18 protein-coding genes and 1 pseudogene are annotated in these 17,169 nt (G+C 63.5%); 5 read left to right on the top strand and 14 right to left on the bottom strand.

Annotated elements, in window-relative coordinates:
- The first annotated feature begins 95 nt into the window (after positions 1 to 95).
- A complete protein-coding gene (locus X743_RS154665) occupies positions 96 to 413 on the top strand; it encodes a hypothetical protein (RefSeq protein ID WP_023765910.1) in 318 nt (105 codons plus the stop codon).
- Positions 414 to 452: 39 nt separating this feature from the next.
- Here the strand turns inward: X743_RS154665 and leuC are convergent, their stop codons facing one another.
- Positions 453 to 1,862, bottom strand: coding sequence for a 3-isopropylmalate dehydratase large subunit (gene leuC, locus X743_RS154670; RefSeq protein WP_013892274.1), 1,410 nt, complete (start codon positions 1,860 to 1,862; stop codon positions 453 to 455).
- A gap of 541 nt (positions 1,863 to 2,403) precedes the next feature.
- Between leuC and X743_RS1000000172060 the strand changes: the two genes are divergently transcribed.
- Positions 2,404 to 2,949, top strand: a complete 546-nt coding sequence (locus X743_RS1000000172060; protein WP_156934425.1) for a hypothetical protein — start codon at positions 2,404 to 2,406, stop codon at positions 2,947 to 2,949.
- A 47-nt stretch (positions 2,950 to 2,996) separates the two neighbouring features.
- Here X743_RS1000000172060 and X743_RS154680 read toward each other — a convergent pair whose 3' ends face one another.
- The 6 genes from X743_RS154680 to rplS all read right to left on the bottom strand — a co-directional run bounded on the left by X743_RS154680 (position 2,997) and on the right by rplS (position 7,420).
- Positions 2,997 to 3,632, bottom strand: a complete 636-nt coding sequence (locus tag X743_RS154680) for a class I SAM-dependent methyltransferase (protein WP_023765907.1) — start codon at positions 3,630 to 3,632, stop codon at positions 2,997 to 2,999.
- A gap of 55 nt (positions 3,633 to 3,687) precedes the next feature.
- Positions 3,688 to 4,497: an amino acid ABC transporter permease gene (locus X743_RS154685; protein WP_023765906.1), complete on the bottom strand. Its 810-nt coding sequence runs from the start codon at positions 4,495 to 4,497 to the stop codon at positions 3,688 to 3,690.
- Positions 4,498 to 4,782: 285 nt separating this feature from the next.
- On the bottom strand, positions 4,783 to 5,580 hold the full coding sequence (locus X743_RS154690) for a transporter substrate-binding domain-containing protein (RefSeq protein ID WP_023765905.1): 798 nt from the start codon (positions 5,578 to 5,580) through the stop codon (positions 4,783 to 4,785).
- A gap of 178 nt (positions 5,581 to 5,758) precedes the next feature.
- Positions 5,759 to 6,301, bottom strand: coding sequence for a MarR family transcriptional regulator (locus X743_RS154695; RefSeq protein WP_023765904.1), 543 nt, complete (start codon positions 6,299 to 6,301; stop codon positions 5,759 to 5,761).
- Entirely contained in the window at positions 6,298 to 6,711 is a 414-nt protein-coding gene (locus X743_RS154700) for an organic hydroperoxide resistance protein (protein ID WP_023765903.1), read from the bottom strand. The genes X743_RS154695 and X743_RS154700 overlap by 4 nt, the downstream gene beginning before the upstream one ends.
- Positions 6,712 to 6,868: 157 nt before the next feature.
- Complete coding sequence (rplS, locus tag X743_RS154705; protein WP_013892267.1) at positions 6,869 to 7,420, bottom strand: 50S ribosomal protein L19; 552 nt, start codon at positions 7,418 to 7,420, stop codon at positions 6,869 to 6,871.
- Between the two features lie 328 nt (positions 7,421 to 7,748).
- On the opposite strand from rplS, the gene X743_RS154710 reads away from it, so the two are divergent.
- Positions 7,749 to 8,501, top strand: a complete 753-nt coding sequence (locus tag X743_RS154710) for a sulfite exporter TauE/SafE family protein (protein ID WP_023765902.1) — start codon at positions 7,749 to 7,751, stop codon at positions 8,499 to 8,501.
- Here X743_RS154710 and trmD read toward each other — a convergent pair.
- On the bottom strand, positions 8,483 to 9,181 hold the full coding sequence (trmD, locus tag X743_RS154715) for a tRNA (guanosine(37)-N1)-methyltransferase TrmD (protein WP_023765901.1): 699 nt from the start codon (positions 9,179 to 9,181) through the stop codon (positions 8,483 to 8,485). The two genes, X743_RS154710 and trmD, sit on opposite strands and share 19 nt — an antisense overlap.
- Positions 9,178 to 9,777 (bottom strand): ribosome maturation factor RimM, encoded by a 600-nt coding sequence (gene rimM, locus X743_RS154720; RefSeq protein ID WP_023765900.1) that lies wholly within the window; start codon positions 9,775 to 9,777, stop codon positions 9,178 to 9,180. Before rimM ends, trmD begins: the two co-directional genes overlap by 4 nt.
- 236 nt (positions 9,778 to 10,013) lie before the next feature.
- Between rimM and X743_RS01000000168940 the strand changes: the two are divergent.
- Positions 10,014 to 10,974, top strand: a pseudogene (locus X743_RS01000000168940) (tyrosine recombinase XerC).
- Positions 10,975 to 11,215: 241 nt separating this feature from the next.
- On the top strand, positions 11,216 to 12,286 hold the full coding sequence (locus X743_RS154725) for a TraB/GumN family protein (RefSeq protein WP_023765899.1): 1,071 nt from the start codon (positions 11,216 to 11,218) through the stop codon (positions 12,284 to 12,286).
- A 3-nt stretch (positions 12,287 to 12,289) separates the two neighbouring features.
- Here the strand turns inward: X743_RS154725 and X743_RS154730 are convergent, their stop codons facing one another.
- The 5 genes from X743_RS154730 to odhB all read right to left on the bottom strand — a co-directional run.
- A complete protein-coding gene (locus X743_RS154730; RefSeq protein WP_023765898.1) occupies positions 12,290 to 12,766 on the bottom strand; it encodes a DUF2867 domain-containing protein in 477 nt (158 codons plus the stop codon).
- Positions 12,767 to 13,465: 699 nt separating this feature from the next.
- Entirely contained in the window at positions 13,466 to 14,872 is a 1,407-nt protein-coding gene (lpdA, locus tag X743_RS154735; RefSeq protein WP_023765897.1) for a dihydrolipoyl dehydrogenase, read from the bottom strand.
- A 23-nt stretch (positions 14,873 to 14,895) separates the two neighbouring features.
- Positions 14,896 to 15,651, bottom strand: coding sequence for an SDR family oxidoreductase (locus X743_RS154740; protein WP_023765896.1), 756 nt, complete (start codon positions 15,649 to 15,651; stop codon positions 14,896 to 14,898).
- Complete coding sequence (locus tag X743_RS154745; RefSeq protein WP_245264219.1) at positions 15,648 to 16,154, bottom strand: hypothetical protein; 507 nt, start codon at positions 16,152 to 16,154, stop codon at positions 15,648 to 15,650. The genes X743_RS154740 and X743_RS154745 overlap by 4 nt, the downstream gene beginning before the upstream one ends.
- A gap of 38 nt (positions 16,155 to 16,192) precedes the next feature.
- A partial coding sequence (gene odhB, locus X743_RS154750) for a 2-oxoglutarate dehydrogenase complex dihydrolipoyllysine-residue succinyltransferase (RefSeq protein ID WP_031257747.1) occupies positions 16,193 to 17,169 on the bottom strand: 977 nt, incomplete at its 5' end.

The raw sequence follows: 17,169 nt of genomic DNA, 5'->3' as shown, positions 1-17,169 counted from the left end.
CCCAAACAAGCGGTTAAGCCGAGCCAAGTCTCGACATATTGTCAGGGAACCCCAACCCGCGGCCAGCGTTCTGAGGTCACAATCGGGAGCAGCCCATGGCCGACATGATTACACTGACCGACCACGAAGCAATCCGCTCGTGGGCTGCCGGACGAGCCGGTTTTCCCGCGATCGTCGACATATCGCCCGAAGCGGGAACACAGCCCATGTTGAGGCTGGTCTTTGGCCAGCATGCCTACCAGGATCAAGACCAGCCGGAACGGCCGATCAATGCCGGAGGCTATGAACTCGTCGAATGGGACGAATGGTTCAGGCTCTTCGAAGAGCAGCAGTTGGCGCTTGTGGTCGCTGCCGACCAGCCGGGACGCCGGGAGGAGTTCCACGAGCTCGTCCGCCGCGACGGAAAACCCTGAACCCGAGCCCGTGCGGCTCGGGTTCTGTTGAAGTTGGGATTATTTCCAATCGCGGATGTCGACGAAGTGGCCGGCGATCGCCGCCGCCGCCGCCATCGCCGGCGACACCAGATGGGTGCGGCCTTTGAAGCCCTGCCGGCCCTCGAAATTGCGGTTCGAGGTCGAGGCGCAGCGCTCATGCGGCTTCAGCCGGTCGTCGTTCATGGCCAGGCACATCGAGCAGCCCGGCTCGCGCCAGTCGAAGCCGGCGGCGAGGAAGATCTTGTCGAGACCCTCGGCTTCCGCCTGTTCCTTCACCAGGCCGGAGCCCGGCACGATCATCGCATCGACATGCGCACTGACCGTTTTGCCTTCGACCACCTTGGCGACGGCGCGCAGATCCTCGATACGGCCATTGGTGCAGGAGCCGATGAAGACGCGGTCGAGCGCGATGTCGGTGATTTTCGTCCCCGGCGTCAGGCCCATATAGTCGAGCGCGCGCTGCTTGGAGGTGCGCTTGTTCTCATCGGTGATGTCGGCCGGGTTCGGCACGATACCTTGCACCGAGACGACATCCTCGGGCGACGAACCCCAGGAGACGATCGGCGGCAGCTTGGCCGCGTCGAGCACGATCACCTTGTCGAAATGCGCGCCTTCGTCCGACTGCAGCGTCTTCCAGTATTCGAGTGCCGCATCCCAGGCCGCGCCCTTCGGCGCGCGCGGCTTGTCCTTGACATAGGCGAAGGTCGTCTCGTCGGCGGCGATCAGGCCGGCACGCGCGCCGCCTTCGATCGACATGTTGCAGATCGTCATGCGCCCTTCCATCGACAGCGAGCGGATCGCCTCGCCGGCATATTCGATGACATAGCCGGTGCCTCCGGCGGTGCCGATCTCGCCGATGATGGCCAGGATGATGTCCTTGGCGGTGACGCCTTCCGGCAGCACGCCGTCGACACGCACCAGCATGTTCTTGGCCTTGCGCTGGATCAGCGTCTGCGTCGCCAGCACATGCTCGACCTCGGAGGTGCCGATGCCGTGCGCCAATGCGCCAAAAGCACCGTGCGTCGAGGTGTGGCTGTCGCCGCAGACGATCGTCATGCCGGGCAAGGTAAAGCCCTGCTCGGGACCGATGATGTGGACGATGCCCTGGCGGATATCGTTCTCGGAATAATATTCGACGCCGAAATCCCTGGCGTTCTTGGCCAGCGCCTCGACCTGGATGCGGCTTTCCTCGTTCTTGATGCCGAACTTGCGCTCGGGCGAGGTCGAGACATTGTGATCGACCACGGCCAGTGTCTTTTCCGGATGCCGGACCTTTCGGCCGCTCAGGCGCAGGCCTTCGAAGGCCTGCGGGCTCGTCACTTCGTGGACGAGGTGGCGATCGATGTAGAGCAGGCAGGTGCCGTCGTCCTGGCGGTCGACCACATGGTCGTCGAAGATCTTGTCGTAGAGGGTGCGCGGTGCGCTCATGTGCGTAAATCCGTCGATATGAGAATGGAAAGGAGCAGATGCCGGCAGGTCGGGTCCGGCGCAACGACCTGGACAGGTCGGCCTAGCTAAGTCGGCTGGTCAGCGCGCCGCTGACGCGCGCGGAAAAGCGCGACGGCAGGCGTTTTCTGTCCTGCAGCACGAACCCTGTGTAGGCCGGATCGCCAAAAAGCTCTTCCATGGCGTGGCTCATATCAATGTTTTGGCTGAACGGCAATAATCCCCCGGGGTGCGACGCCTGGCTTGCGATCTTTTGGGCTTAAATATAAGATTGAGCGCTTGCTAAAGAATGGTGGAGCTTCGAAATGCGCGCCAAAGATTATTTGTGGGCTTCAGGGTTGGCAATATTTCTCCTAGTCGCCAACTTTGCGCACGCAGAATGTAGAAAGGTAGGCGACAATTTTTCGTGTGATCCTCCTCCTGATTCTGGGGACGGGGACGGCGGCTTAACGACAGATCATGCCAACACGAAAGCGGACTAGCTATTATTTGATTTCACCGTAACGCATAATTGGGGGAACGCGTGAAACATGTCCTTAATTTTTTAGCAGCGACGTGGATTCATTTCCTCAACGCTTTCTTTCTTGCGCTTGTTCCCGTTATTATTGTCTCGCTAATTTCTTGCTTGTTCGTATTTTTACTTGTCCGTAGCCGCAGCGTTGTCAAAGTATCATTGGTATTTTCGGTAAGCGGAAGCGTGCTGGGATTGCTCCTCGGCTCAAGTCGTGAGCCCTCGGCCAATGCGTTCTTACCAGCAATAATAACGCTGTTGTCTGGTCTGCTCGTATACATATTGCCAAAAGAGCAGACATTGCGGGCGATCGCTGCGACCACCGAAGAGGTCGAGTCTCCGACATTCAAGCGGAATTTCGTAGTCGCTTCCATTCTGGGATTGATGATCTCGTCCGGAATGGGAGCCATGTGGGGCGGATCAATTCGCAGCTTTAAGGAACAAAGCACCTTGCGCTATGAAGAATGGCGGACTGAGTATGAGAAGGTCAAAATTCCCCTCGAGTACCGGAAGCTTGCAAAGGATTTGAATCTACCCCCCGAAGCGGCAGCAAAATGACTTGTTTGTTGTCGTCTCGCGTAGCGCCGCCCTCTTGAAGACGGTACTCACAAAACCTCGAACACAAACGTCTTCACCAATGCATCCGGCTCGGCGATCGCATAACAGCGAAACCACGGGCTTTGCTCCACAGGCCGCCATTTCCTCGCCCGCTCCAGTTCATCGAACACCGCCTGAAAACCGCCGTTTTCGAACACCTGGTCGCGCACGGTGAAGATGGCGTGGCCGCCCTTTCTGGTGATACGCACCAGCTCGTGCAGGCCCGAGGCCGGCGCGTGGCTGATCGTGAAGACGCCAGTCGAGAAGAAGGCGCGGAAATGGCCATCCGGCCATGGCAGCGGACCGCCCAGCATCGCCTGCTTCAGCTCGCCATAGGCATTGCGGCTGCCGGCGATCTTCAGCATGTCGTCCGACAGATCCAGCCCGGCAATGTCGCCGTAACCCAACGCCTTCAGCGACGGCCCCGACAGGCCGGTGCCGCAGCCGGCGTCGAGCAGCGGCCCTTCATCAGCCGGGACGTGGCGCGCCACCCAGGCGGTGATCAGGAACGGCAGCAGGTAGCCGAGCGAGGCGGTCTCGCTGTCATAGGTCGCGGCCCATGCGGCGTAGGCCTCTTCAAGCGCTTCCGGCGTGTCGGCGCCGTAGACGGAATCCAGCGCGGCATTGGCCTTGTCGACGATCATGAAACCTCCCAACCAGATATGTCGGGATGATCGTAACGCCGTCCTTGCCCAAAAACTATTCCTCGTGCTGGCGGCGCAGCCGCCGTTCCAGCGCCCTCAGCGCCAGCGACAGGCCGACGGTCAGGATGAGGTAGATGTAGGCTGTTATCGAATAGGTCTCGAAGAAGCGAAAGGAGCCGGCGGCATAGACCTTGCCCATCTGGGTGATGTCGGCGACGCCGAGCACCGAGACCAGTGAGGAATCCTTGACCAGGGCGACGAAATCATTGCCGAGTGGCGGCAGGATGGTGCGGATCGCCTGCGGGAACACGATCAGCCGGAAGCGTTGCGCGCGGCTCAGCCCGAGCGCCTTCGCCGCCTCGATCTGGCCTTTTTCGACAGCCTGGATACCGGCGCGGAAAACCTCCGAGATAAAAGCCGAGTAGCCGATGGTCAGCGCCATGACTGCGCGCCACAAAAGCGACACGTCGCGCACCAGAAGCTCGCCGAACAGGCCAGCATTCTGCAGCGGCGCGGTCAGCGCGTTCCAGGCCGCGACGAAGGCCGGCGCGCCGGCGAAGGCGATCCAGAACAGAAGCACCAGGATAGGTACGCCGCGGATGATCTCGACGTAGAAACGGGCGATCTGGCGTAGCCAGCGCGAGCCCGACAATCCCATCAGCGCAATACCGAGACCGATGGCGGACGCTAGCGCGAAGGCGACCACGGTGACGAAGATGGTGACGCCGATGCCCTTGGCGACCGTGGCGAAGACCTGGGCATAAAGGTTGCTGGTGGCGATGAACATGGCGGCCGCCAGAGCCAGGACGGCGGCGACCGCAAGCCACCAGGGGAAGTCGGGCTTGGAGGAGGACAGAGGTGCCATCAGGCGATGCTGACAAGGCAGATATCGCGAAGGTCAGGCGCCAAGGCGCCCCCCTCTGTCCTGCCGGACATCTCCCCCTCAAGGGGGGAGATTGGCAGCCTCGTCGGCGGCACTCTTCTTACAACATTGCTGATTAGCGAAATCGGAAAAGACATCCGATCTCCCCCCTTGCGGGGGTTGAGGAAGTGGTCCGCGGAGCGGACGGAAAGCCAATTGCTTGGCTTTCCGAACGACGAACGTCCGGCAGGGCAGAGGGGGGCGTTCAAGCGCAAAGTCAGCGGGAAATCACTGCCCCATCTTGTAATCAAGGAACCACTTCTTGTTGAGCGCATCGAACGTGCCATCCGCCTTCAGCGCCGCGATCGCCGCGTTGACCGGCTTCACCAGGTCCGACCCCTTCGGGAAGATGAAGCCGAAATCCTCGGTGCCGAGCGGGCCGCCGATCAGCTTCAGCTTGCCCTCGGAAGCATCGACATAGCCCTTGCCGGCGGTGCCGTCGGTCAGCACCACGTCGACGTCGCCGGACTTCAACGCCTGCACCGTGGCGCCGAAGGTCTCGAACAGTTTGATGCGCGGGTTCTGCTCATTGCCATCGAGCACGCTGTAGACGGCGGTGTAGAAGGGCGTGGTGCCGGCCTGCGCGCCGATCAGCCCGTCCTTGAAGGCGCCGAAGGTCTTGGCATCGGTGAAGCGGCTCTCATCGCCACGCACCAGCATGAACTGCTCCGAGCGCATATAGGGGTCGGAGAAATCGACCTTCGCCTTGCGGTCGTCCTTGATGGTGATGCCGGTCATGCCGATGTTGTACTGGTTGTCGGAAACCGCCTGGATCATCGCGTCCCAGGAGGTGTTCTGGTACTCGACCTTGAAATTGAGCCGCTTGGCGATTTCGTCCATCGCGTCATATTCCCAGCCGATCTGCTTGCCGGTCTTGGCATCGATGAACTGCAGCGGCGGATAGGCGTTCTCGGTCACCACCACTACCTTCTTGCCGCCGAGATCGGGCAGCGCCTGCGCGAAAGCGGCAACGGGTGTCAGGATCAGGGCAAGCAGGCCGGCCAGCAGCAGTTTCGATTTGGTCATGACACACTCCCGAAAATTGAAAGCGCCCGGACATCGGCCGGGCTTGCAGGAAAATTCGCGCCGACTTTAGCTTGCCGCAAGCGCCATGCAAGACGATCCGCTGCGTCAGTGCAGGCGAAAAGGGATTCCGATGCCCTCAATCGATGAATTTCGGGCCAGGAATTTCGGGATGATCTGGTTACACCAAGGCAGAGGTCAACGCTTCCGCTTCCGCGTCCGCCGGCCGGTCATCGGCCATGGCGCCACGCATGCTTGAAACGAGGCGGGTGAGTGTCGCGTGCAAGGCTTTCACGTCGCCCGGCTCCAGCGGCACGGCGCAAGCCAATGCGGTGGACACGTCCTTCATGCGCGCGCGCAACGCCTGGCCCTTGGCCGTCGGTTCCACCAGCACGCGGCGCTCGTCCGCGGCATCGCGCCGGCGGGTAACGAGGCCGCCTGCTTCCATCCGCTTGATCAGCGGCGTCAGCGTGGCGGAATCCAGGCCCAGCGCCACGCCCAGCTCGCCAACCGTGCTTGGCGTGCGCTCCCACAGCGCCAGCATCACCAGATATTGCGGATAGGTGAGACCGAGCGGCTCGAGCAGCGGCCGATAGACCTTGGTCATCAGCCCACTCGCCGAATAGAGCGCGAAGCAGAGCTGCTGGTCGAGCCGTGGAACAGGGATCGTCCCGGCGGCTGCCGCCGGGACGTCGCTCGCGCTCTTTGTGGTCTTTGCCGTCATGCCGCCCTTACCGAAAGCGCTACGTCGATGTTGCCCCTGATGGCGTTCGAATAGGGGCAAACATTATGCGCCTCTGATACAAGCGCTTCCGCCGCCGCCTGATCAAGGCCTTTCGTCTCCACCGCGAGCGCGACGCCGAGCTTGAAGCCTTCGCCATTGGGAAGAAGGCTGACGGTAGAGGTTATCGCGGCATCCTCGAGCGGCAGCTTCTGCTTGCGCGCGATGAAGCGGACGGCGCTTTCGAAGCAGGCGGCGTAGCCAACGGCGAAAAGCTGTTCGGGATTGGTGGCGCCTCCCGGCCCGCCGAGCTCCTTGGGCATTGCCAGATCGACCTTGAGCAGGCCGTCGCTGGTCTCGCCATGGCCGGCGCGGCCGCCGGTGACGTGAGCCTGTGTCGTATAGAGTGCCATATCAAATCTCCAATTATCTTGTGCACGATTGTTTAGTACACAAGATAATATGCCGTCAACGCCCCGCATCCGATTTCCGGGGCCGAAAGCGTTCACGGTCTGGTGAAACGAAAAAAGGCGGCCGAAGCCGCCTTTTCGAATGTACTTTTCGAAACCCTTATTCGGCCGGGGTCGCTTCCGCGGCGGCCTTGGCTGCTGCTTCGGCCTCGGCGGCTGCCTTCTTCTCGGCGGCTTCCTTGGCGGCCGTCTCGGCGGCCAGCGCCTGGGCAGCGGCGACCTTCTCGGCCTCGATGCGGGCCTTCTCGGCGTTCAGCGCATCGCGCTCCTCATCGTTGAGCTTGCGGGCGCGCACGCCGGTGTTTTCCGAAATACGGGCCGACTTGCCGCGACGGTCGCGCAGGTAATAGAGCTTGGCGCGACGCACCTTGCCGCGACGCACGATCTCGACGCCCTCGACCATCGGCGAGTAGACCGGGAACACGCGCTCGACGCCTTCGCCGTAGGAGATCTTGCGGACGGTGAAATTTTCCTGGAAGCCGGAACCGGCGCGGGCGATGACGACGCCCTCATAGGCCTGGACGCGGGTGCGGGTACCTTCGGTCACGCGGACCTGGACGCGCACGGTGTCGCCGGGCTGGAATTCGGGAAGCTTGCGCTTGGCTTCGATCTTGGCGGCCTGTTCGGCCTCGAGCTGACGGATGAGATCCATCTCAATAATCCACTTCTTGTTCTTCCGACAGTCAGAGCGTCCGACACTCGCCTTGCAGTTCCAATGACCGCTCGGCTATGTCCTTTGTCGAGAAGACATCCATCTTCAGACATCGGACAGGGGCGACTACACCGTCATTGTTGACGGGCCCGGCAGATTTTTCTTGCCGGTACGGGCGGGCACATACAGCTATTTCAGCACTTTGTCACGCCCGCGCCAGAGACTTTTTTGCCGGCATGGCCCCATTGTAATACCGGCCGTGCCGGGTTGCGCTGGTCACCGGGGCTTTCTAAGCCTGACATAACACAGTTTTCCACGGCGGCATTCCATGTCTGTTCTCGACGCCACCCTGCTTTTCCTGGCGGGCTTCCTGTCAGGCGCCGCCAACGCGGTCGCCGGCGGCGGCACCTTCATCACCTTCGGCGCCATGACATTGGTCGGCGTGCCGCCGATCGTCGCCAACGCGACCTCCTCGGTCACGCAATTTCCGGGCTACATCACTTCGACGCTCGCCTATTGGACCGACATCAAGCATTTCTGGCGCGGCGCCCTGCTGCTGTGCCTGATCTCGGCGGCCGGCGCACTGGCCGGGGCCTTCATCCTCCTGGCGCTGTCCAACCCGTCCTTCCGCGCCATGGTGCCGTGGCTGCTGCTGGCGGCGACGGCGCTTTTCGCCGCCGGACCCTGGCTGAAGCCGGCGCCGAAACCAGGGCATGAGGCGTCCGTGGGGTCACTTGCCGGTTCGCTGGCGCAGTTCGCCACCGCCATTTATGGCGGCTTCTTCGGCGCCGGCATGGGCGTCATGATGCTGGCGACGCTCGGCCTGACCCAGGCCGGCGACTACCACCGGCTGAACGCGCTGAAGAACATGCTGGCCGTGGTCATCGCGGCTGTCGCCATCGTCGTCTTCGTCTCGGGTGGCGTCGTCGCCTGGCCGCAGGCGATCGTCATGATCCCGGGCGGGGCGCTCGGCGGCTATGCCGGCGTGTGGATCGCCAAGCGCGTGCCGCAGAACGTGGTGCGCGGCTTCGTCATCGCCGTCGGCCTGTTCCTCGCCTTCTACTATTTCAGCAAAGACTGAACGCCGAGCAGATCGGGCCGGCGCTCTTTCGTCAGTTTCTCGGACTCCGCCCGCCGCCAGGCGGCGATCTTCTTGTGATTGCCCGAAATCAGCACTTCGGGAATCTCCCGACCCTCGAATTCCTGGGGCCGCGTGTAATGCGGGTGTTCGAGAAGGCCGTTCTCAAAACTCTCTTCTTCGCCCGACACCGCATTGCCCATGACCCCGGGCAAAAGCCGCACCACGGCGTCGAGCAGCACGAGCGCCGCCGGCTCGCCGCCTGAGAGAATGAAATCGCCGATCGAGACTTCCTCCAGTTCCCGCGCGTCGATCACCCGCTGGTCGACACCTTCGAAGCGGCCGCACAGGATGACGGCGCCCGGCCCGGAGGCGAGTTCGCGCACGCGCGCCTGCGTCAGCGGTTTGCCGCGCGGGCTCATCAGCAGTCGTGGCCGCAAATCGCCTTCAGGAGAGGCATGGTCGATCGCTTTGGCCAGGACATCGGCGCGCATCACCATGCCGGCGCCGCCGCCGGCCGGCGTGTCGTCGACGGTGCGATGCTTGTCGGTGGCGAAGTCGCGGATCTGGATTGCTTCCAGCGACCAGGTGCCAGCCTCGAGCGCCCGCCCGGCCAGCGACAGGCCGAGCGCGCCCGGAAACATTTCGGGATAGAGCGTCAGCACCGAAGCCTTGAACGTCACCGGTTGCCCCCGGCATCGCGCGGCCCGCGCGGCCTGCCCTTCGGGTCGAAATCCTCCTCGCGCGGCGCTTCGCCATCCTCATCCTCGACAAGCCCGGCCGCCGCCGGGTCGACGCGGACAAAACCCTCGGCGATCGACACCTGCGGCACGGCGGCCTGGGTGAACGGGATCAGCACGCCCTTGCGCCCGCCCAGCGTCACATCGAGAATGTCGCCGCCGCCGAAATTGTGCACCGCGACCACCTTGCCGAGCGCAGCACCTGTATCGTCGCGGACCTCCAGCCCGATCAGGTCGGCGTGGTAGAATTCGTCCTCCTCGCCGTCGTCGGGCAGCATCGAACGGTCGACGAACAGTTCGGTGCCCGCAAGCGCCTCGGCGGCATTGCGGTCGGCGACACCCTTGAAGCGTACCACGACGACGGTGTTGGCGGGCCTGATGTCGATGATCTGAAAGGCGCGGCCATCCCTGGCATAGAGCGGCCCATAGTCGGCCAGCGCCATCGGCTCGCCGGTGAAGGTCTTCACCCTGAGCTCGCCCTTGATGCCATGGGCGGCGCCGATCACGGCCATCTGGACGGGGTTCTGGGGCTTGCTCATGGCGCTTTTACCTTCGTCATCCACGGGCGGAGCAGGCGCGAAGCGACTGCGCAGACCCGAGGATCCATTCCGTTACGGTGACCAGTACGCAAGGCGGTTCAGGAGCCAATCACCAAGGTTTGGATTTGCCACCGATCGACTGTCTCCTAGCCCCACAGGGCTGCGATTTCAATGACGGCCTCTTCACCGCTTCCTAACCCGGGTGCCCGAAAATGGCAGCGAACCGGAACGACACCATGCAGGAATTCCTCATCCCGGCAAAACCCGATCTGCAGGCGGCGCGCGAAGGCTGGCTGAAGATGCTCGCGCGAGAACGTCGGCTGTCACCCGAGACGGTGGAAGCCTATGAGCGCGACACCCNAAGCCTATGGGCGCGACCCCCGCCAATTCCTGCATTTCCTCACCGGCCATTGCGGCGGCTCGCCCGGCATTTCCGACATCGCCAATCTGCGCCCGGCCGACCTGCGCGGCTTTCTCGCTGCCCGCCGCAACGCCGGCGCCGGCGCCCGCACGCTTGGCCGGGGTCTCGCCGGCATCCGCTCGCTGCTGCGCTTCCTCGAACGGCGCGGTCTCGCCAATGCCGCCGGAGCGGCGGCCTTGCGTGCGCCGCGCCAGCCCAAATCCCTGCCCAAGCCGCTGACGGCGAGCGACGCCAAACATGTGGTGTCGGTGGAAGGCCAACTGGCCGAAGAACCCTGGATCGCCGCCCGCAACGCCGCCGTGCTGACGCTGCTCTATGGCTCCGGCCTGCGCATTTCGGAAGCGCTTGGCCTCGCCGGCGCCGATCTGGCGTCGGAAGCCGACACCGTGCTGCGTGTTACCGGCAAGGGCGGCAAGACGCGGCTGGTGCCGGTGCTCCCAGTGGCGCTCAGGGCAATCGCCGAATACCGCCGACTCTGCCCCCATCATCTCGACCCGAAGGGGCTGTTGTTTCGCGGTGCGCGCGGCGGCCCGCTCAACCCGGCCATCATCCAGCGCGACATGGCCAAGTTGCGCTCGGCGCTCAACCTGCCGGACACCGCGACGCCGCACGCGCTGCGCCATTCCTTCGCCACGCATCTGCTCGGCCGCGGCGGCGACTTGCGCACCATCCAGGAACTGCTCGGCCACGCCAGCCTGTCGACGACGCAGATATACACCGGCGTCGACACGACGAGGCTGCTGGAGATCTACGAATCCGCCCATCCCAGGGCGTGACGCATTTAACGGGCGGAGACTTGAGATTTCATCGTTCGGAATTGACCGAGAGCTCTAAACTTCGTCACCCCTGGGCGAAGCAGGCGAGAAATGGACGTTTCCGCTAATCGCTGGAGGGATGAGGCCCATCGACGTCGGCACATACTCGCCAAGGCTTCTGTGCTGAGAACGATAGCCGGTGAGGACAATTTCTCGGAACAGGTTAACCGTTTTGCCGCTTTTTGCGCTTACCAACAGTGTCATGAAACGCGTCATTGCCATCGCCGACCGCGCAGCGCACGTCTCGCTGAAACTGCTCGTCGCGCTCAACATCCTGTTTTTCCTGTCGTTCCTCGCTGTCCTGCTGTTCGCGGCCGGCAGGGCGCATGCCGAGATCCCGACTTGCATCGGCGCCGACATGGTGTCGGCCTTGCAGAAGACCGACCCGGCCGCCTACCAGAAGATCGAGGCCGAAGCCGCAGCCACGCCGAACGGCAAGGGCCTGCTGTGGAAGCTCGAAAAGCCGGGCGAACGGCCATCCTTCCTGTTCGGCACCATGCACATGACCGATCCGCGCGTCACCACGCTGCCGCCGGCCGCGCAGAAGGCTTTTGACGCCGCCGGCACCATCATCATCGAAACCACCGACGTGCTCGACAAGCAGAAGATGATGACGGCGATGCTGAAGGAGCCGGACCTGATGATGTTCACGGATTCCACGACGCTGTCGTCCCTGCTGAAGCCGGACGAAGCGGCCGCCATGAACGCCGCGCTCGACGCACGCGGCATCCCGCCGGCCACCGTCGCCAAGATGAAGCCGTGGATGCTGTCGGCCATGATGGCGCTTCCGGCTTGCGAGCTCGCCCGCCAGTCCGGCGGCGCACCGGTGCTCGATGTCAAGCTGGCCGAAGGCGCCAAGGCTGCCGGCAAGCCGGTGGAGGGATTGGAAACGGCCGAGAGCCAATTGCGCGCCATGGCATCCTTGCCGCTCGCCTTTCACATGAAAGGCCTGGTCGACACGCTGAAGCTGGGCGACAAGGTCAATGATATCAACGAAACCATGATCGTGCTCTACCAGCGTGGCGACACCGGCATGTTCTGGCCGCTGTTCCGCGCCGCCATGCCGGAAGAGCAGAATGATGCCTCAGGCTATGCCGCCTTCGAGGAAACCATGATCACCAGCCGCAACAAGGTGATGGTCGACCACGCCGGGCCGATCCTGGCCAAGGGCAATGCGTTCATGGCGGTCGGCGCCCTGCATCTCCCCGGTCCGCAGGGACTGGTCGAGGATTTCCGCAAAGCTGGCTATACCGTCACTGCCGTGGGGCTTTAAGCCCTATTTGATCAAGACCTGAGCCAGCATCGCCGGAACGATGATGCGGTGGAACGGCATGATGATGGCGAGATACGTCCGCCCAAACAGATTGTGTGTCTTCACGATCGTCGACGCCGCCACCTCCTGCCGGCCAGCGCCGAGGTCGTTCACCTCCACCAGGATGCGGAAATCGAGATGCCGGTCGTCCAGGCCAAGGACGACCTTGCCATGTGCCTGGCTGATGAGCGGAAATATGCCGATCCTGGTTTCCGGCGGTGCGTCGGGTGCTGCCCCCGTTTTCAGCCCAAATGGCCTGACGGCGAGGTTGCGTAGCCGCGTAAGCCGGTCGACCCATCGCGGTGTCCGCCCCAGGACGCGTTCGGCCGCGCCAATGGCGGTCAGGGCAAGACCATCGGCTGTCAGCACGTATCGGTCGGCGAACTGAGCGCCGGCAAGAGCGCGTTCGGGATCGGGAATAGTCTGTGCAGTGATCGTCATACCGGCAATCCCTAACAACCAACGATAGCATCCGTTGGCTTGGCTTGCTGCGTGGCGAAACGCCGCCGTCCGGCGAGGCACCAGTGCTCGAAATAAAGCTGGCGGGAGGCGCCATCTTCCAGTCCTGAGCGACTGGTCGAGGATTTCCGCAAAGCCGGCTATACTGTCACCGCTGTCAATTGAGTCGGACGGCAGCGGAGGGCCACAGGCGCCGCGTTTCCGGCGGTTTCCTCCGTTAGCGTGAAACCCATTCAACGGTTGCGCGTTGATGGCTGTTGATTGATCATTTTCATCCACGGAGGACACTTTTATGGCGAATCCATCAAACGACACTCCCAGGCCGAGTGGCGGCGGCGGTGGCAGTCCCTGGCTGATTGCGCTGGTCGTGGTTATCCTGGCGATTGTCGCTTATTATGTTTTCGGAAGAAGTGGCGAACACCCGGCACCCGCCGAACCGCCAGCGGCCAGCACACCGGCCCCGGCGCCCGCGCCGGCTGAACCGATGAAGCCAGCCGAACCAGCGCCTGCGCCTGCGCCCGCTCCGGCACCAGCGCCAGCTCCGGCACCTGCTCCGGCTCCGGCTCCCGCGCCCGCCCCTGCGCCAGCACCGGCTCAGTAATCGGCTCGATATCGAATACAAACGGCCCGCCGAAAGGCGGGCCGTTTTGTTTTGGCGGTAGCGGCCGAAAAGACCTTTAGCTAGATATGGATCGGCTTGAAGAACGTGGCCAGCGCCGCTTCCTTGACCGCTTCCGACATCGTCGGATGCGCGTGGCAGGTGCGGGCGAGATCCTCCGACGAACCCCCGAACTCCATCAGCACCGCTGCCTCGTGGATCATCTCGCCGGCGCCGAAGCCGACGATATGCACGCCGAGCACGCGGTCGCTGGTCTTGTCGGCAAGGATCTTCACGAAACCGTCGGTGTGCAGCATGGCGCGTGCCCGGCCGTTGGCTGTGAACGGGAATTTGCCGGCCTTGTAGTCGATGCCGGCCTTCTTCAGCTCCTCCTCGGTCTTGCCGACCGAGGCGATTTCCGGGCTGGTGTAGACGACGCTCGGAATGACGTCATAGTTCACATGGCCGGCCTGCCCGGCAATGGTTTCGGCCACCGCCACGCCCTCGTCCTCGGCCTTGTGCGCCAGCATCGGCCCGGCGATGACGTCGCCGATGGCGTAGATGCCGGGTACGTTGGTCCTGAGATGACCGTCGGTCTTGACCCGGCCGCGCTCGTCGACCTCGACACCCGCTTCCTTCAGGCCGAGCGTGTCGGAATAGGCGCGGCGGCCGGTGGCGATCAGCACCGCGTCGGCATCGATCGTCTCGGCATTACCGCCTTTGACTGGCTCGAAGGTGACGCTGACGCCCTTCTTTGCCTTGGCGACGCCAGTGACCTTGGCGCCGAGCTTGAACTCGAAACCTTGCTTGGAGAGCAGGCGCTGGAACTGCTTGGAGACCTCGCCGTCCATGCCGCCGAGGATGGTGTCGAGGAACTCGACCACGGTGACCTTGGCGCCAAGCCGCGCCCAGACCGAGCCGAGCTCGAGCCCGATGACGCCGCCGCCGACCACCACCAGATGGTCGGGAACCTTCGCCAGCGACAGCGCGCCGGTCGACGACACGATGACCTTCTCGTCGAAATCGACCTTGACGCCGGGAATGCCGGCGACGTCCGAACCGGTGGCGATGACGATGTTCGTGGTCTCGATCTCCTCGACCTTGCCGTCCTCGCCGGTCACCGAGACCTTGCCGGCCGCGACCACCTTGCCGGTGCCGCGGAAACTATCGATCTTGTTCTTCTTGAACAGGAAGGCGACGCCGTTGACGTTGGACGCGACCGTGGTGTCCTTGTGCGCCATCATCTTCTTCAGGTTGAGCTTCGGCGCCGGTATCTCGACGCCCAGCGTATCGAAGGAATGGCCGGCCTCTGCGAACATTTCGGAGGCATGGAGCAGCGCCTTGGACGGGATGCAGCCGATGTTGAGGCAGGTGCCGCCGAAGGTCGCGTTCTTCTCGACCACCGCGACCTTCAGCCCAAGCTGCGCCGCCTTGATGGCGCAGACATAGCCGCCCGGTCCCGATCCGATGATTACGACGTCATAAGCCATGATGGTTCCTTCTTGATTGGGGCTCAGCGGCCGCCGCTGACATTCAGGATCGCGCCCGTCGTATAGGACGCGGCGTCGGACAAGAGATAGAGAACGGCATGCGCGACTTCATCCGCCGTGCCGGCCCGTTTCATCGGCAGCATGTCGCGGAACCGCTCGACCCGGTCCGGCTGGCCGCCAGAGGCGTGGATTTCGGTGTCGATGATGCCCGGCCGCACCGCGTTGACGCGGATGCCTTCCAGCGCCACCTCGCGGGCGAGCCCGATGGTCAGCGTGTCGACGGCACCCTTGGAGGCGGCATAGTCGACATATTCGCCGGGCGAGCCCAAAGTCGCGGCCGCCGACGAGATGTTGACGATGGCGCCACCCGAACCGCCATAGCGGGTCGACATGCGTTTCACCGCCTCGCGGGCGCACAGGAACGCGCCGACGACATTGACGCGCATCATGCGTTCCAGCCGCGCGACATACATCTCGTCGACCCGCGCCTTGAGATCGACGATGCCGGCATTGTTGACGAAGGCATCGAGCCGGCCATAGGCGCGGTCGACGGCGCCGAACATGGCCACCACATCGGACTCCACGCCGACATTGCCCTTGACCGGAAACGCTTCTCCGCCGGCGGCCCTGATCTCGGCAACGAGCGCGTCGGCGGCATTCCGGTTCGTGGCGTAGTTGACCGCGACGCGGTAACCCGCCTTGGACCCGAGCCGGCAGATCGCGGCGCCGATGCCACGGCTGCCGCCGGTGACCAGCAGCACCTTTTGCGCCTCACTCATTCCTGGCATCCCTTCAAGGCAAACACATCCCACGGCACTTTCGAAAACCCGCCGCCGCCATACGCGCTGGACTGGCGCAGCGCTGGGCCAAGATCGGGCAGGATCAGCATCTTCGGCGCTTCGACACCCTCGGCCGGCAGCAGGCCAATGCCGCCCTTGTCGTCGGACGTGTAGATGACCCCGTGCCAAAGCGTGCAGGCGGCAAGTTCATCCCCGGTGGCATCGCCCTCCGGACATTTGTACATCAGCGCGCCATTCGGCCGCGCAACGCCTTCGTTCCACATGACGATGCCGTTCAGCACCACATTGTTGTCGAGGATCACGCGGAATGTGTTGGTGACGGTGGCAGAGGTGCCGGTCGGGGTGAAGTCTATTTCGCTGCCGCTTTGAGCGTCGCCGTAGACGGCGAGTTCGATCGGGCAGGCGGCCTGGGCATTTGCTGGAGCCAAAGCCAAGCCGGTTGCCAGCGTCACCAGCTTACAGGACCCAAGCAAATGGGCCATCATTGGCCGTCCCGGCCGCGAGCCGCCATGCGACTACCTCAGAGATCGAGCACTAGCCGTTCCGGATCCTCAAGGCTTTCCTTGACCCGCACCAGGAAGGTCACCGCTTCCTTTCCGTCGACGATGCGGTGATCGTACGAGAGCGCCAGATACATCATCGGCCGGATCACGATCTGGCCGCCGACCACGACGGGCCGGTCCTGGATCTTGTGCATGCCCAGGATACCCGACTGCGGCGCGTTGAGGATCGGCGTCGACATCAGCGACCCGTAAACGCCGCCATTGGAGATGGTGAACGTGCCACCCTGCATGTCCGCCACCGACAGCTTGCCGTCGCGCGCGGCGATGCCCAGCCGGCCGATGTCCTTCTCGATCTCGGCGATCGACATCTGGTCGGCATCGCGCACGACCGGCACGACCAGGCCCTTCTCCGTGCCGACGGCAACGCCGATATGGGCGTAGTTCTTGAAGATGATGTCGGTGCCGTCGATCTCGGCGTTGACCGAGGGAATTTCCTTCAGCGCGTGGGTGACGGCCTTGGTGAAGAAGCCCATGAAACCGAGCTTCACGCCATGCTTCTTCTCGAACACGTCCTTGTACTTGGTCCTCAGCGCCATCACCGCCGACATGTCGACCTCGTTGAAGGTGGTCAGCATGGCGGCGGTCGACTGCGCTTCCTTGAGCCGGCGCGCGATGGTCTGGCGCAGCTTGGTCATGCGCACGCGCTCTTCGCGCGAGGCATCGTCGCCGGAGGATGGCGCACGTACGGCAACCGGTGCCGGTGCCGCTTTCGGCGTCTCGGCCGGCTGCGACGGCGCGCCCTTGGAGATGGCGTCGAGCACGTCGCCCTTCAGCACCTGGCCGCGCTTGCCCGAGCCGGAAAGCTGGTCGACCGACAGATTGTTCTCGGCGATCAGTTTGGCGGCGGCCGGCGCCGGCGGCATGGTGCGCGGCTCGACGGGGCCGGCATCGCCGGCAACCTTGGCGGTTTCGGCCGCGGCCTGCTTGGTGGTCC

The sequence above is a fragment of the Mesorhizobium sp. LNHC232B00 genome, from assembly GCF_000502435.1.
Lineage (GTDB): Bacteria > Pseudomonadota > Alphaproteobacteria > Rhizobiales > Rhizobiaceae > Mesorhizobium > Mesorhizobium opportunistum.
The sequence above is the reverse complement of the archived record's forward strand: the minus strand, read 5'-3'. Positions and strand labels throughout refer to the sequence as shown.